We start from the raw sequence: 14,914 nt of genomic DNA, 5'->3' as shown, positions 1-14,914 counted from the left end.
GCGCAGCGGGGTCGGCGCGATCAGCGGCGCCGGCGGCGCGCTACGGTTTTGGGCGCACCGGGGGTTGGGGCTTGGTCATGTCTTCGGTGCAGTCGCCCACGTAGCGGCCTTCGCCCGCCATGGTCACGCGGCCCTTGCTGCCGCCGGGGCGTTCCACGTCTTGCACCATGCGCGTGGTCAGGCGGTCCAGCTCGGCGTGGTTGCTGATCTGCGCGCGCAGGGTGCTGCCGTCGGCCACGGTGCATTCCATGATCCACCTGGCGCTGTCGCCCTCGCGCTGGTAGTCGGACGAGGTGCATTTGGCCTGGCGTGCGGCCATGCGCTGGTCGTCCAGGTTGGGGCTGAGGTAGGGATCGGCAGCCAGGAATTCCGGCGTCAGGCAGATCTTCATGGTGTGGCGGCCCAGCGCTTCGGCGGGCTGGCCGGGCAGTTCGCGCGAGATGCTGGTGGCCACTTCCCAGCCGCCGGGCTTCATCACCGTTTGCGCCAGCGCGGGCGCGGCGGCGGTGAGGGCGGCCAGGCAGATCAGGGCCAGCGGTGCGGGGCGGGTCATCAGGAATCCTCGTGCGTCTGCAGGGAAAGCCATGATAGCCAGCGGGCCGGGGCGCCGGCGACGGCGTCCGTCAGCGGCCAGGGCGTGCCCTACCATTGCCGCACCATGCAAGACATCAGCACCCAGCTCATCCACCACCCCTACCGCGCGCCTGCAGATTTTGAGGCGCCGCAGCAAGGCGTTTTCAAGGCGTCCACCGTGGTTTTCCCCAACGTGGCGGCCATGCGCACGCGCGAATGGAAGGACAAGTCCGCCTACACCTACGGCCTGCACGGCACGCCCACCACCTTCGTGCTGGAAGAGCGCATCGCCACCCTGGAAGGCGGCCTGCAAACCGTGCTGGTGCCCAGCGGGCTGGCCGCCATCGCCAACGTGGCGCTGGCGCTGCTTAAAACGGGCGACGAGGTGCTCATCCCCGACAACGCGTACGGCCCCAACAAGACGCTGGCCGAGGGCGAGCTGGCCGCCTTCGGCATCACCCACCAGTACTACAACCCGATGGACGTGGCCGATCTGGCTGCGCGCATCACGCCCCGCACCAAGCTGGTGTGGCTGGAGGCGGCCGGCTCCGTCACCATGGAAATGCCCGACCTGATCGCGCAAGCGCGCCTGTGCCGCGAACGCGGCGTGGTCAGCGCGCTGGACAACACCTGGGGCGCGGGCCTGGCCTTCAACGCCTTTGACCTGGACGGCCACGGCCTGGCGGTGGACCTGACGGCGCAGGCCGTCACCAAATACCCCAGCGGCGGCGGCGACGTGCTGATGGGCAGCGTGACCACGCGCGATTTGGGCCTGCACATGAAGATCAAGCTGACCCACATGCGCCTGGGCCTGGGCGTGGGCGGCAACGACGCCGAAGCGGTGCTGCGCGCGCTGCCCAGCATCGCCTTGCGCTACCACGCGCAGGACAAGGCGGCACGCCAGCTGGCGCGTTGGTGCCTGAACCAGTCGGCCTTTGCCCAGGTGCTGCACCCTGCGCTGGACGGATCGCCCGGCCACGCGCACTGGCGCCAGCTGTGCGGCGCGGCCGACGCGCGCGGCCAGGGCGCGGCGGCGGGCCTGTTCAGCGTGGTGGTCGATGCGCGCTACACCCAGGCGCAGGTGGACGCGTTTTGCGATGCGCTCAAGCTGTTCAAGCTGGGCTACAGCTGGGGCGGCCCCGTCAGCCTGGTGGTGCCCTACGAGCTGGCCACCATGCGCAACCAGGGCTGGCCCGCGCACCTGGCGCAAGGCACGGTGGTGCGCTTTGCCACCGGGCTAGAGGCCGCCGACGATCTGCAGGCCGATCTGCAACAGGCCCTGGCGGCGGCCCTGCCGGGCTGAGCTCGCTCAGCAGCGCAGCGCTGCGTGGCGCTGGGGTTTGGCCACGCGCCAGCGCCCCTCTGCCGCGCTGCGCGGCGTGCTGTAATTACTATGAAAAGAGTAGCTGCCGGCGCTGGTGCAGCGGGCGCTGGAGGCTTGTTTTACTTGAATGTCTGGCAGCGCGGGCGCTGAGCCTTCCCTATGGATTCCCTCTCCCAAATCGCGCTTGGCGGCGCCGTTGCGGCCGCCGTGGTGCCCGCCAGCCACCGCCGCGCGGCGCTGGCGGCGGGCGCGGTGCTGGGCACGCTGCCCGATCTGGACAGCCTGCCGATCTCGCTGCTCACCCAAGACCCGGTTGCGCTGATGACCTGGCACCGCAGCGTGACCCATTCGCTGCTGGTGCTGCCATTGGTAGCCTGGGCCATCTGGGCCTTTTTCCGCAGGCGGGGCGGGCGCGTGGCGCAGGCGCCTCGCGCGTGGTTCTGGGCCATCCTGCTGGCCTTGGTCACCCATCCGCTGCTGGACGCATTCACCGTGTACGGCACGCAGCTGTGGTGGCCACTGCCGGCGCGCCCCACGATGTGGTCGACCGTCTTCATCATCGACCCGCTGTACACCGTGTGGCTGCTGGTCGCCTGCGCGGTGGCCTGGGCCGTGCCGCGCCGGGCGCTGGCGCAGCACGCGCTGGTGGCGGGGCTGGCGCTGTCCAGCGCGTACCTCGGCTGGTCGGTGCTGGCCAAGGCGCTGGTCGACCGCGCCGCCGTGGCCGCGTTGGCGCCAATGGGGCTGGCGCACGCGCCGCGTTTTTCGGTGCCCCAGCCTTTCAACACCTTGCTGTGGCGCGTGGTGGCGATGACGCCAGACGGCTACGTGATGGCCGACCGATCGCTGGTGGCCGACCGCGGGCCCATGCGCTTTGCCGCCCACACCAGCGACACGGCCGCGCTTCAGGCCGTGGCGGCGTACCCCGCCGTGCAGCGGCTCGGCTGGTTCAACCACGGCTTCATGCGTGCGCAGGTGCAGCCGGGCGCCGCAACCGTAGCGGGCGTGCAAAGTGGCGTCGAAGGCCAGGACGTGCTGGTGCTGAGCGACCTGCGCATGGGGCTGGAGCCGGACTACACCTTCAACTTCGCCGTGGCCACGCGCGCACCGGGCGCGGCGTGGCAAGCCCTGATGCCGCCCGCGCGCGTACCCGCCAGCGGCGGCGCAGCGCTGTCGCCCGACGGTATCGGCGCGCTGTGGCGCGGGGTGTGGCAGCGCATCTGGCACACGCCGGGCGCTTGACGCGGTCAAGCCGCGGCTTCGGCCTCCGCCGCACTGAGTGAAACCCCTTGCTTGCCGCACGCGCAGGCGGGCGGTACGCTGACACGGCCGCAGCCGGCGGGTGCGCGCCAAGCCGCCGCCGGTTCGCGGCGTTCTTGCCGACTTCACGCTCTGCGCCGCACCGCCCATGCCAGATTCACCGCACGCACCTCCCGCGCCGCCATCGCCATCTGCGCAGGTCGCGCTGGATGCGGCCGACTACCAACCCTACGTGCCGCCACCCTCCACCGTGCCGATGGCGATCATGGTGCCGCTGACGCTGCGCGACCCGCTGCGCTGGCTGGGCCTGGGCTGGCGTGATTTCATGGCCGCGCCCGGCATCGGCGTGTTCTACGGCCTGTGCTTCTGGGCAATGGCGGCGGTGCTGACGCTGGTGTTTCGCAACCGGCCGGAATACGTGATGTCGATCGCCTCAGGTTGCCTGCTGGTCGGGCCGTTTCTGGCGATGGGGCTCTACGAAGTCAGCCGGCGGCGCGAGCTGGGCGTCAAGCCCGAGCTGGGGGCATCGCTGACGTGCTGGGACAAGCACCTGCGCAGCATGGGCATGCTGGTGCTGGTGCTGATCGTGCTGGAGCTGCTGTGGGGCCGCGCCTCGCTGGTGGTCTTCGCCGTGTTCTTCAACACCGGCATGCCGTCCACCGCCGGGGTGCTGCAGGCCATCTTCAACCCCGAGAACCTCGAATTCGTGCTGGTGTACCTGGCCGTGGGCGGCGTTTTCGCGCTGCTGGTGTATTCCACGGCCGTGGTGTCCATCCCGATGATTCTGGATCGCGACACCGACGCCATCAGCGCCGCCATCACCAGCATCCGCGTGGTGTTTGCCAACCCGATCACCTTGTTCTGGTGGGGCTTTCTGATCACCTTGTTGATCGCGGTGGCGCTGGCCACCTGGGGCGCGGGCTTCGTGGTGATCGGCCCGCTGCTGGGGCACGCCAGCTGGCACGCCTACCGCGGCGCCGTGCGGTGGCAAGAGCCGCCGTCATCAATGCCCAAGGAAGCCGTGCCGACAGTGGGTGATACAGTGGATCGAATCTGAAGGAGATCTGCGAATTGGCCACCCCCAACTACGGCTACGAGAAACGCCAGCGTGAGCTGGAGAAAAAGCGAAAGAAAGAGGACAAGGCCCGCGCCAAGGCCGACCGCAAGGCCGGCCTGTTGCCGGACGGCGAAGGCCAGGGCCCCGAAGAGGCCGATGGTGCTGCACACGGCGGCGACGGGGCCGATGCGGGCAGCGCTGGTGAAGGCGGTGACGGCGGCGGCGACGGTGGTGACTGAGTCGGCCGCTGGTTCGGCCTTTTGCTGATCCGCCGACCTGCGCCCCCGCAGGGGCGCGCAACCCGACGGGCGCTTTGGCGCCCGTTATCTTTGGTGGCGCACCGATCAGGCAGACAAGCGATGCTGCGTGCAAGGCCTCGGCAGCGAGCGCGCCTTGCAGCGCGCCGCGCGTGAGCTCAATGGGGCGAAGCGGGTGTCGGCGCTACCAGGATGTCCCGCGCCGCCGCGGCCAGTGCGGCGGGCGAGCGATCCGCCAGCGCCACGGCCGCTGCCTGGTCAAACTGGCTGAAGTTGCGCTGCGTCGATGCGGCGTAGCCCGGGTCGTAGTGGCGCGCCAGCAGGTCGCGCACCACCGCCTCGGTGTGGCCGCTGTGCACCTGTGCCGTCCACTCGTCGACCACGGCGCGACCGCGCAGCGCCACCAGCGTATCCAGGCGCCGGCAGAAGAAATCCGGGTCCCGCACAAAGAAGGGGTAGTCCTCCAGCAGCAGGGCCACGCGCTCGTCTTGCGATAAGTCCACGCGCAGGCATGGGCTGGCGCGCATGGCGTCGATCAGCGCGTCGGGCAGGGTGACGTTGCCCACCTTCTTGCTTTCCGCCTCCACGTACACGGGCCGGGCGGGGTCGAAGGCGCGCAGCGTTTCCCACACCAACATCTCAAAGCGCTTTTGCGATGGCTGCGGGTGGCCAGGAATCAGGCCCAGCACCGAAGCGCGGTGGCTGGCCAGCGCCTCCAGATCCAGCACCTGCGCGCCGGCCGCGTGCAGCGCGTGCAGCAGCCGTGTCTTGCCCGAGCCGGTGGGCCCGCACACCACGCGGTATTGCAGGCGCTGCACGCGCGCGGGCAAGTCGGCCAGCATGGCGCGCCGAAAGGCCTTGTAGCCCCCTTCGATCACCTGCACGCGAAAGCCGATCTGCCCCAGGATGAGGCCCAGCGCGCCGCTGCGCTTGCCGCCGCGCCAGCAGTACAGCAGCGGTTGCCAGTTCTTGGGCTTGTCCATCACCTCGCGCTCGATGTGCGCGGCAATGTTGCGGGCCACCAGCGCGGCGCCAAGTTTCTGCGCCTCGAAGGGGCTGACCTGTTTGTACATCGTGCCGACGCGCGCGCGCTCGTCGTCGTGCAGGCTGGGCCAGTTGAGGGCGCCGGGCAGGTGGTCGTGTGCCCATTCGCTTTCGCTGCGCGCGTCGATCACTGCGCTGAAAGCTCCCAGCTGCGCCAGCGCAACGCCCGCGTCAATTCGGTGAACGCTCAAGGCAGCATCTTTCGCAGGCTGGGGTAGATGTTGGCCAGGATGGTCGGGTGCGCCTCGGCCGTGGGGTGGATGCGGTCGGCCTGGAACAGCTTGAGGGCGTCCGCCTGGTCCGCTACGCCCTTGAGCATGAAGGGCACCAGCGCCGCGCCGTTGGCCTTGGCCACTTGGCCGAACAGGTCGGAAAACTGCTTGCCGTAGGCCGCGCCGTAGTTGGGCGGCATCTGCATGCCGATCAGCAGCACCTTGGCGCCGGCCTGTTGCGCGGCCTGCGTCATGGCCGTCAGGTTGGCTTGGGTCGCCTGCAGCGACAGGCCTCGCAGCGCGTCATTGCTGCCCAGCTCGATCACCACCACCTTCGGCTGATGCGTCTTCAAGAGCGCCGGCAGGCGCGCGCGGCCCCCGGCCGTGGTGTCGCCCGAAATGCTGGCATTGACCACCTGCGCGGGCACCTTGTCGGCCTGCAGCTTTTGCGTGAGCAGGGCCACCCAGCCCGTGCCGCGCGCCAGGCCGTACTCGGCGCTGAGCGAATCGCCCACCACCAGCACCTTGGGCGCGTCGGCCGCGTGGCCAGCGGCGGATACGCCCAGTGCAGCGGCCCAAAGGACGGAGCGGATAAAGTGTCGTCGCAACAAGAAACAGCCTCTCAATGACGGAACCCATGCCCGGCGGCACGCCGAACACCCCTCGCCCCCAGATCATCACGGTGGAGCATGTTTTCAAGTCGGTCACCGACTCCACCGGCACGCTGGATATTCTGCGCGATATCGATTTCGCCCTGGCACCGCGCGAAACCGTGGCCATCGTGGGCGCGTCGGGCTCGGGCAAGAGCACGCTGCTGTCGATCATCGCGGGGCTGGACACGCCCACGCGCGGCACTGTTCGGCTGGATGGCGACGATCTTTTTGCCGTGGGCGAAGACCAGCGCGCGGCCTTGCGCGCACGCAAGGTCGGCTTTGTGTTTCAAAGCTTCCAGCTGCTGGGCAACCTGACCGCGCTGGAAAACGTGATGCTGCCGCTGGAGCTGGCCGGCCGCCGCGACGCGCGCGGCGCCGCTGCCGAGATGCTCGCCCGCGTGGGCCTGGCCGAGCGCCTGGGCCGCTACCCGAAGGTGCTGTCGGGCGGCGAGCAGCAGCGCGTGGCCTTGGCGCGCGCCTTCGTCGTGCACCCGGCCGTGCTACTGGCCGACGAGCCTACCGGCAGCCTGGACTTCGCCACGGGCGAAAAAATCATGGAGCTGATGTTCGACCTGAACCGAGAGCAAGGCACCACGCTGGTGATGGTGACGCACGACCGCGCGATCGCTGCGCTGTGCGAGCGCCGGCTGACGGTGGAAGCGGGCCGCATTGCGGCGGACGAGCGCGCGGCGGCCGCGGCTTAGAGCGACGCGCGGGCGTCGGCACGCGCGCGCCGGCCCCATCGGATCGACCGGCTAAACCCTGGCGGAATCAAGATCGTGCCGAGGCCAGCGACCAAGAGCGCCCAATACGCCACAAACGGCCCGCTGAAGCGAAAAGCGATGGGCGTCACCTCGTGATTGGCCACGCGATAGCGCGACCAGAAGATGGTGCCCTCGTCGCTGTATTTCACGTCCAGTACGCCGTCAGCACGAGGCGTCACCTCCAGAGTGTCGTGCTCCGCCAAGGCGTGGCGCGTTGGTGTCGCCGTGGTGGGTATCAGCAGCTTGCTCTGATACTGCGACGGGTTCAGTTCGTAGTCGCGCCAGCGTACGACGGCGGGCGCACCGTCCTTCAGCACCGCGATGGGAAAGTTGGGGTGTACCGGCTTGGCGCCAGGGTAGGCCTCTGAGGTCAGGATGTAGGGCAGGCCCTGACTGGCGGCGAGCGTCAGGCAGACGAAAAGCAGCACGCGGGCCAAGGCCAGGCCGCAGCGCTGTAGCAGGGTTTGGCGCGACAAGATCAGTGACTCGCAGGATTGGGGCTGCCGGCCGACCGCCATGGCGCGTGCACGGGGGTCAAGCTTGTACACCCGTTGTGAGCGACTCATGCGCCGATCGGGCCATTCGAAGCGCGCGGGCGCGGCGCCCTTTGGCCCAGACGGCCAACGGCAGGCAAGGCGCAGGCTGGTTCATCCGCGCATTGTGCCCAGGTCGTTCTGCGCTCCACCGTGGGTCGAGAATTTAGGTCAAATGGGCCGACAGCGCCCGTCTGATGAGCGGCGGCAGCTATCAATATTGAAGTGTCCATACGAACTGCGAGTGCCACGGCCTGCGCCGGCAAGCCATGCCACGCCAGCGTCACAGCTGGTACGCCACCGACGTAACCATGCCTTCCAGCAGATCTCGCCCCCAGGAAGGCGGGGTGGCCGTGGCCGGGGTGCCTTCGGCCGCGTGGGTTTCGATCCACTGCGCCAGCCAGTCGATTTCAGTGGGGCCGTAGAAGGCGGCCATCGCCTCGAAGTTGACGAACAGGCTGCGCCCGTCCAGGTTGGCCGAGCCGCACAGCGCCAGCGCGTGGTCCACCACCACGGCCTTGGCGTGCATCATGCGCGGCAGCAGGCGCACCTCGGCACCCGCTTCGACCATTTCGCGCACCGCGCGCCCGCGCGCGATGTCGGGCAGGCGGTGGTTGGAATCGGCGGGCAACAGCAGCAGCACGCGCACGCCGCGGCGTGCGGCCAGGGTCAGCGCTTCCAGCAGGCCGTCGTCGGGCACGAAGTACGGCGTGGCCAGCAACAGGCGGTCCGTGGCGTGAACGGCGGCCGACGTCAGCAGTGCGTGCAGCACGTCGTCGTGAAAGTCGGGGCCGCTGGGCACCCACTGGGCCAGGGGCGCGGCGCGGTGAGTGGGGTCGTCGGGCGAGGGGCGGGCGGCGTCGCTGCGCAGCGTGCGGCCTTCGTCCAGCGCCTGCGCTTCGTACAGCCGCACGCGTTCCGCGTAGCCGATGCGCGGGTTGCGGTTCAGCCCGCGCGCCAGGCGCCAGTCGCCCTCGAACATCGCGTGCGCCTGCACGGCCAGCGTGCCGGTGGCGGTGAAGCTCAAGTCCAGCCAGGGCGGCTCGGTGGTGCTGCCGATGAAGTATTCGTTGGCCAGGTTGCGCCCGCCGCCCCATACGTGCTGGCCGTCGGCGACGACCAGCTTGCGGTGGTCGCGCATGTTGGTGCGGCTGCGGCGCGGGTTGTGGCGCAGCGGCATGAACAGGCGCGTCTGTACGCCGGCGGTTTTCAGTTGCGCGTCGTGGCTGTGCGCGCTTTTCAGGCTGCCGATGGCGTCCACCAGCAGGCGCACGCGCACACCGGCGCGGGCGCGTTCGCTCAGGATGTGCGCCACCTGGGCGCCCACCTCGTCGTCGCCCAGCACGTAGGTGCACACGTCCAGCGTGCGGCGCGCCGAGCGCATCAACGCCACCAGGGCGCGCAGGGCTTCGTCGCCCTCGGCCTGAAACTGCACGCTGGCCTGCGGGTGCGCCTCGGCCACGCCCAGCGCGGCCAGCAGGCGCGTGGCCCAGGGCGGCGCCAGCACGGCCCAGTCGCCCTGCGGCGCGGGCTGCGGGTCGCTGGTGGGCCGCACCACCTTGCGTGTGCCGAAGATCAGAAAAATCGGAATGCCGAGGTACGGAAACGCGGCAATGCCCAGCACCCAGGCCAGCGCCGCGTAGGGCGGGCGGCGCTGGCGCCGCACCCGCGTGGTGACCACGTAGACCAGCAGGCCCGCCGAGACAAAGGCCAGGTGTTCAAGCGGCGACAGGGTGGGCAGGCGGATCATGCAGGGCAGAGTCTAGGCGGTGGTCGTTCGTGCTGGCGCGGAGGCGATGCGCGCGGTACCGCGGTGGCTGGTCTCGGGCCCCTGCGCTGACCGCGTGGTTCGCGTGTAACAGCGGCGCCGACGGAGGGTCGGCTTGACCTACATCAATCGGTTGCGAAGTCGCGCGCGACGGCGGCCCGGCGCGATTGCGCGCGTTCGTATGCAGGCATATAAACACTTTGCATTTGCTTATTCGATAAACGATTAAGACCGCCCAGGCGGCCGAGCCATCGGCCAACCCAGCGGCCCTCACCATGAAAACTGCCACCGTATCCGCCCTTACCGCCCTGCTGGGCGCCGCGGCCTTGTTCAGCGGGGGGCTGGCTTTGGGCAACGCGCCCGCCACTGCGCCGTCCGCTGCTGCGGGCGCGGCCGCGTTGCAATCGCCCGCCTCTTCGCCCTCGGCGCCTTCGCCCCACGCGCAGGGCGCGAAGGTCATCGACGACCTGCCTGCCAACTACGCCAGCGATCTCGACGCCGCCACCCGCGCTCTGGTTGAAAAAGGTCGCTACGTGGCCCGCCTGGGCGATTGCGTGGCCTGCCACACCAGCGCACAGGGCAAGCCCCTGGCGGGTGGCTTGGCGCTGGAGACACCCTTCGGCAAGCTCTATTCGACCAACATCACGCCCGACGCCACGCACGGCATCGGCCAATACAGCTTCGAGCAGTTCGAGCGCGCCATGCGCAAGGGCGTGGCCGCTGACGGCCACAACCTCTACCCCGCCATGCCGTACCCGTCGTACGCCAAGATGACGACGGAGGACCTGCAGGCCCTGTACGCCTACCTGATGAAGGGCGTGGCGCCCGTGGCCCAGGCCAACCAGCCGCTGGGCATGTCGTTCCCGTTCAACCAGCGCTGGGGCCTGGCGATCTGGAACTGGTTCTTCCTGGACGACGCGCCGTTCAAGCCCGTGGCCGGGCAAACCGAGGCCTTCAACCGCGGGGCCTACATCGTGCAGGGCGCCGGCCATTGCGGCGCCTGCCACACGCCGCGGGGCATCGGCTTTCAGGAAAAGGCGATGTCCGACCAAGGCAGCAGCGGCAGCTATTTCCTGTCGGGCGAGACGGTCGAGCACTGGCGCGCCCTGAGTCTGCGCAACCTGTGGACACCCGAAGAAACCGCCGAGATGCTCAAGACCGGCCGCAACCAGCACGGCACCGTCTCGGGCAACATGGTGGACGTGGTGCAGAACAGCACCCAGTACATGACCGATGGCGACCTGCTGGCCATCGGCACCTACCTCAAGGCGCTGCCAGCCGGCCAGCACGACCTGCCCATGCAGGTGGCGCAAGGCCCGACGCCCGCCATTGCCCCGGCTGGCGCCGTGGCGGTGCCGGCGGCCGAGGGCAAGGTGCCCGCCGACATCTACACCAGCGCTGGTGGCCTGGGCTACCTGCAGTTCTGCACCGACTGCCACCGCGCCGATGGCCAGGGGGTGAAGAACGTGTTCCCGCCGCTGGCGGGCAACACCGCACTGACGTCGGACGACCCATCCACCCTGCTGCACATCACGCTGACGGGCTGGAAGTCGCCCCAGACGCAGTCGCATGCGCGCGTGCTGACCATGCCGGGCTTCGCCCGCTTGGGCGATGCTGAGATCGCCGACATCGCCAACTTCGTGCGCAAGAGCTGGGGCCGGCCCAACGCCCAACCCGTGACGGCCGCCATGGTGGCCAGCATGCGCAAAGATTTGGCGGCCAAGAACATCGACAACAGCCAGTTTGAAACGCCCCGCCTGGCCAGCATGCTGGGCGAACCCAACGCCCAGCAACTGGTGCTGGGCGCGCGCCTGAACATCGCCACGCACGAGATGCTGCCCAAGAACGTGGGCGCCGCCATGAACTGCGCCAGCTGCCACCTGAACGCCGGCACCGTGGCCGACGGCTCGCCCTACATCGGCGTATCCGCCTTCTTCCCCAGCTATGCGCCGCGCGCAGGCCGCGTCATCACCATGGAAGACCGCATCAACGGCTGCTTCCTGCGTTCGATGAACGGCAAGGCCTTGCCGGTCGATTCCGATGAAATGAAAGCCATGGTCGCCTACTTCGACTGGATGAAGCGCGAAACCAAGCCCGGCGACAAGGTGGCAGGCCGCGGCGTGGGCAAGATCGACCCCAAGATCGTGCCCAACACCGACAACGGCAAGCAGATCTACACCGCCCAATGCGCCCTGTGCCATGGCGAAAACGGCGAAGGCATCAAGAACGCCGCCGGCAAGTGGGTCTACCCGCCGCTGTGGGGCGACGATTCGTTCAACATCGGCGCGGGCATGGCGCGCACCTACACCGCCGCCGCCTTCGTCAAACGCAACATGCCCATCGCCTTCCATGAGAAATTCCCGCTGGGCCAGGGCGGCCTGAGCGATCAGGAAGCGGTGGACGTGGCCGAGTACTTCACCCACATGCCGCGCCCGGACTTTGCGGGCAAAGTCAAAGACTGGCCCAAAGACAAGAAACCGGCCGACGCGCGGTACTGAAGCGGCCCGCCGCGCCGCAGGGCGACAGGGCTGGCCGCGCCCGCGCCCTGTGTTTGCAATGAAATTGATAGCTGCCAGCGCTGGCCCTGTCTGCGCTGGCGGCCGATTTAGTTCATGACCATCGTCCCGGCGGCCCGCCAGGCCCGCCTGCCCGGCCCGCCGCCCGGATAATGCCGCCCATGTCATCTCCCAAAGTCCTGTTCGGTTTCCACGCGGTGGGCGTGCGCCTGAAGACCGCGCCCGCGTCGGTGATCGAGGTCTATGCCGACCCCGCCCGCCGCGATGCGCGCATGAAGCAGTTTTTGAGCCGCGCGGCCGAAACCGGCGTGCGCGTGATCGAGGCCGACGCCGCCCGCCTGACCAAGCTGGCGGGCAGCGCCGGGCACCAGGGCGTGGCCGCGCGCGTGCAGGCGCTGGAAGGCGTGCGCACGCTGGACGAGTTGCTGGACGACTTGGCCGAGCAGGGCACCGTGCCCCTGCTGCTGGTGCTGGACGGCGTGACCGACCCGCACAACCTGGGCGCCTGCCTGCGCGTGGCCGACGGCGCGGGCGCGCACGCCGTCATTGCACCCAAGGACCATGCGGCGGGCATCAACGCCACCGTGTCCAAGGTGGCCAGCGGCGCCGCAGAGACGGTGCCGTACTTCATGGTGACCAACCTGGCGCGCACGCTGGGCGAGCTGAAAGAGCGCGGCATCTGGGTGACCGGCACGAGCGAAGACGCCGACAAGACGCTCTACCAGGTGGATTTGACGGGCCCCACCGCGCTGGTGCTGGGCGCCGAGGGCCCCGGCATGCGCCAGCTGACGCGCAAGACCTGCGACCAGCTGGTGCAGATCCCGATGAAGGGCGCGGTGGAAAGCCTGAACGTCAGCGTGGCCAGCGGCGTGTGCCTGTACGAGGCGCTGCGCCAGCGCGGCGGCTGAAAGCGCGCGGCCAGGTTGGTGGGCGCTCTTTGTCTCTTTGTGGGGCTCGTTCTGACGCTCGAAAGCGTTGGCCGATTGCTATTGAATAAATAGCTGCCAGCGCAGGTGCTACTTGCGCTGGAAGCTGTTTTTATTCATAAACATCAGGCGCCGGGCAGCAGCGACAGGTCGCTGTACATCGGCTCCCACACGTGGCCGTCCAGGTCTTCAAAGCTGCGCGAATACATCCAGCCGTGGTCTTGCGCGGCGCGCGGCTCCTTGCCGCCGGCGGCCAGGGCGGCGGTCACCATGGCGTCTACCTCGGCACGGCTGCGCAGGCCGATGCACAGCAGCGCTTCGGTGGCCTGGTGCGCGTCGGCGACGGGCTTGCTCAGGAAGGACTGAAAGAATGGCTCGACCAGCAGCATGACGTAGATGTTCTCGCCCACGATCATGCAGGTGGCGTTCTTGTCGGTGAACTGCGGGTTGAAGGTGAACCCGAGCGCGGTGAAGAACGCGATGGAGCGGTCTAAATCTTTCACGGGCACGTTCACCCAGATGTCTTTGGCTTTCATGGCGATGTCTCCAGTGCCTGGTTTTCGCAGACTTGCTTGAGGGCTTGCGGCACCTGGCCGCAGGCGTTGTGGTTGAAGCTGGCAAAGCGGCTGCGCAGGGCGTAGCCGGTGTGGCGGAAGTCCGCGGTGGTCGTCACAGGCAGGGCCGCCGGGCTGCCAGCGCGCTGGATCGGCACGCCGCCGCTGTGGCCCTCTGCCCTGATCGAACGCGAGCACGGGGCACCAATGGCGATGGCGTGGTGCGTGTCGCCCATGGCGGTTTTGCCTGACGGGCTCAGAGCGTGGCGGCCAGGGCCGCCATCTGGTCGGCGCAAACGCCCCAGCCGGTGTGAAAGCCCATGGCTTCGTGCTGCTCGCGGGCCTCTTGCGTCCAGTGGCGGGCGATGGCGGTGTAGCGGGTTTGGCGGCCGCTGGCGCCCTCGGGCTCGAAGGTGACGATGGCCGTCATGAAAGGCTTGGCCGACGGCACCCAGCCGGCGGTGTAGGCGTCGGTGAACACCAGCTTCCGATCGGGCAGCACTTCCAGGTATACGCCGGCGTTGGGGTACTCGTTGCCGTCGGGGTCGCGCATCACGATCAGGCTGGCGCCGCCGGGGCGCACGTCGAACTGGGCTTGCGAGATGGTCCAGGGCTTGGGCACGAACCACTGGGGGATCAGCGCCGCGTCGGTCCAGCAGCGGTACAGCTTGGCGGCGGGTGCGTCGATTAGGCGGGTGAGCACCAGGTCGAACGGGTGGGCCGCTGGCGCGGGCGGGGTGGTGTCGTTGGGCATGGCGCTGGCCTACAAAGGTACGGGTGAGGAAGGGGGCGAGTCCAGAAAGCGCGGGGCAATCAGCGCGTGGAAGGGGTAGAACTGCAGGTAGGGCTGGGCTTCGCGCAGCACCCTTTCAACCGAGGCGCGCGCCATCAAGCGATCAAAGTACGCCAGCAGCAGCGGGTGGCGCTCGTCGATGGGTTGCAAGGTGTGGGCAAAGAACAGCGCGGGGGCGGCGGCGCAGTCGGCCATCGAAAAGTGCGGGCCGCAGACCCACGGCGCACCGTGTTGCAGCTGCCCGTTGATCAGGCCCCAGGCGCGTTCAATGGCCTGCAGCGCGGGCTGCGCCTGGCCCTGGCGCACGAAGGGCTGGCCTTTCAACCGGTCGGCCACGATTTGCTGCATGGGCGTTTGCACGTGCAGGTCGAACACGCGGTCCCAAAGCCGGACGGCCAGGGCGTCGGCGCGGTTGGCGGGCAACAGCGCTTCGGCGCCGGGGTAGTACAGATCCAGGTATTCAAGGATGACGGACGCTTCGGCCACGTTTTGGCCACGCGCGCTGTCATGCAGCACCGGAAACTTCACCAGCGGCCAAACCGCGGCCAGGGCATCGCGGTCGTCGGGCTGGCTGAGGTCGATCAACCTTGGCTCGAACGGTGTGCCCAGCTCATACAGCCCCACCAGCGCCTTGTGGCAGTAGGACGACAAGGGGCGGTAGTACAGCGTGAGCGACATGG

The 14,914-nt window shown here is 68.8% G+C and carries 16 protein-coding genes; 7 read left to right on the top strand and 9 right to left on the bottom strand.

The features are described from left to right. Positions 1 to 40: 40 nt before the first annotated feature. Positions 41 to 553, bottom strand: a complete 513-nt coding sequence (locus C6570_RS15955; RefSeq protein WP_164675553.1) for a DUF3617 domain-containing protein — start codon at positions 551 to 553, stop codon at positions 41 to 43. A 105-nt stretch (positions 554 to 658) separates the two neighbouring features. On the opposite strand from C6570_RS15955, the gene C6570_RS15950 reads away from it, so the two are divergent. The 4 genes from C6570_RS15950 (at position 659) to C6570_RS15935 (ending at position 4,453) form a co-directional block, all read left to right on the top strand. Further along, positions 659 to 1,876 (top strand): PLP-dependent transferase, encoded by a 1,218-nt coding sequence (locus tag C6570_RS15950; protein WP_106704091.1) that lies wholly within the window; start codon positions 659 to 661, stop codon positions 1,874 to 1,876. 180 nt (positions 1,877 to 2,056) lie between these two features. Continuing rightward, complete coding sequence (locus C6570_RS15945; RefSeq protein WP_106704090.1) at positions 2,057 to 3,139, top strand: metal-dependent hydrolase; 1,083 nt, start codon at positions 2,057 to 2,059, stop codon at positions 3,137 to 3,139. A gap of 166 nt (positions 3,140 to 3,305) precedes the next feature. Beyond that, positions 3,306 to 4,214, top strand: a complete 909-nt coding sequence (locus C6570_RS15940) for a DUF2189 domain-containing protein (protein WP_106704089.1) — start codon at positions 3,306 to 3,308, stop codon at positions 4,212 to 4,214. A gap of 14 nt (positions 4,215 to 4,228) precedes the next feature. Next, positions 4,229 to 4,453 (top strand): hypothetical protein, encoded by a 225-nt coding sequence (locus C6570_RS15935; RefSeq protein ID WP_106704088.1) that lies wholly within the window; start codon positions 4,229 to 4,231, stop codon positions 4,451 to 4,453. 176 nt (positions 4,454 to 4,629) lie between these two features. Here the strand turns inward: C6570_RS15935 and mnmH are convergent, their stop codons facing one another. Together mnmH and C6570_RS15925 are read right to left on the bottom strand one after the other, a co-directional pair. Next, entirely contained in the window at positions 4,630 to 5,706 is a 1,077-nt protein-coding gene (gene mnmH / locus C6570_RS15930; protein ID WP_106704087.1) for a tRNA 2-selenouridine(34) synthase MnmH, read from the bottom strand. Beyond that, positions 5,703 to 6,338: an arylesterase gene (locus C6570_RS15925; RefSeq protein WP_106704086.1), complete on the bottom strand. Its 636-nt coding sequence runs from the start codon at positions 6,336 to 6,338 to the stop codon at positions 5,703 to 5,705. Before C6570_RS15925 ends, mnmH begins: the two co-directional genes overlap by 4 nt. A gap of 14 nt (positions 6,339 to 6,352) precedes the next feature. Here C6570_RS15925 and C6570_RS15920 point away from each other — a divergent pair, with 14 nt between their 5' ends. Next, positions 6,353 to 7,084 (top strand): ABC transporter ATP-binding protein, encoded by a 732-nt coding sequence (locus C6570_RS15920; protein ID WP_211297613.1) that lies wholly within the window; start codon positions 6,353 to 6,355, stop codon positions 7,082 to 7,084. On the opposite strand, the gene C6570_RS15915 is transcribed toward C6570_RS15920, so the two are convergent. Beyond that, entirely contained in the window at positions 7,081 to 7,620 is a 540-nt protein-coding gene (locus C6570_RS15915; protein ID WP_123812281.1) for a hypothetical protein, read from the bottom strand. The two genes, C6570_RS15920 and C6570_RS15915, sit on opposite strands and share 4 nt — an antisense overlap. A 340-nt stretch (positions 7,621 to 7,960) precedes the next feature. Beyond that, entirely contained in the window at positions 7,961 to 9,427 is a 1,467-nt protein-coding gene (locus C6570_RS15910) for a phospholipase D-like domain-containing protein (protein WP_106704083.1), read from the bottom strand. A 293-nt stretch (positions 9,428 to 9,720) separates the two neighbouring features. On the opposite strand from C6570_RS15910, the gene C6570_RS15905 reads away from it, so the two are divergent. Further along, positions 9,721 to 11,943: a c-type cytochrome gene (locus C6570_RS15905; protein WP_106704082.1), complete on the top strand. Its 2,223-nt coding sequence runs from the start codon at positions 9,721 to 9,723 to the stop codon at positions 11,941 to 11,943. Between the two features lie 179 nt (positions 11,944 to 12,122). Next, the gene (rlmB, locus tag C6570_RS15900; RefSeq protein WP_106704081.1) at positions 12,123 to 12,869 is read left to right on the top strand and encodes a 23S rRNA (guanosine(2251)-2'-O)-methyltransferase RlmB; all 747 of its coding nucleotides are present in this window, start codon (positions 12,123 to 12,125) and stop codon (positions 12,867 to 12,869) included. Positions 12,870 to 13,012: 143 nt separating this feature from the next. Here the strand turns inward: rlmB and C6570_RS15895 are convergent, their stop codons facing one another. From C6570_RS15895 to C6570_RS15880, 4 genes are read right to left on the bottom strand one after another with little or no spacing between them, the layout of a single operon-like run. Next, on the bottom strand, positions 13,013 to 13,423 hold the full coding sequence (locus tag C6570_RS15895; protein ID WP_106704080.1) for a VOC family protein: 411 nt from the start codon (positions 13,421 to 13,423) through the stop codon (positions 13,013 to 13,015). Continuing rightward, a complete protein-coding gene (locus C6570_RS15890) occupies positions 13,420 to 13,677 on the bottom strand; it encodes a hypothetical protein (RefSeq protein WP_106704079.1) in 258 nt (85 codons plus the stop codon). Before C6570_RS15890 ends, C6570_RS15895 begins: the two co-directional genes overlap by 4 nt. A 20-nt stretch (positions 13,678 to 13,697) precedes the next feature. Beyond that, the gene (locus C6570_RS15885; RefSeq protein WP_106704078.1) at positions 13,698 to 14,195 is read right to left on the bottom strand and encodes an SRPBCC family protein; all 498 of its coding nucleotides are present in this window, start codon (positions 14,193 to 14,195) and stop codon (positions 13,698 to 13,700) included. Between the two features lie 9 nt (positions 14,196 to 14,204). Next, positions 14,205 to 14,912: a glutathione S-transferase family protein gene (locus tag C6570_RS15880; RefSeq protein ID WP_106704077.1), complete on the bottom strand. Its 708-nt coding sequence runs from the start codon at positions 14,910 to 14,912 to the stop codon at positions 14,205 to 14,207. Positions 14,913 to 14,914: the final 2 nt, after the last annotated feature.

This window comes from Ottowia oryzae (assembly GCF_003008535.1).
Classification (GTDB): Bacteria; Pseudomonadota; Gammaproteobacteria; order Burkholderiales; family Burkholderiaceae_C; genus Ottowia; species Ottowia oryzae.
This window is presented reverse-complemented; position numbering and strand designations above follow the sequence as displayed.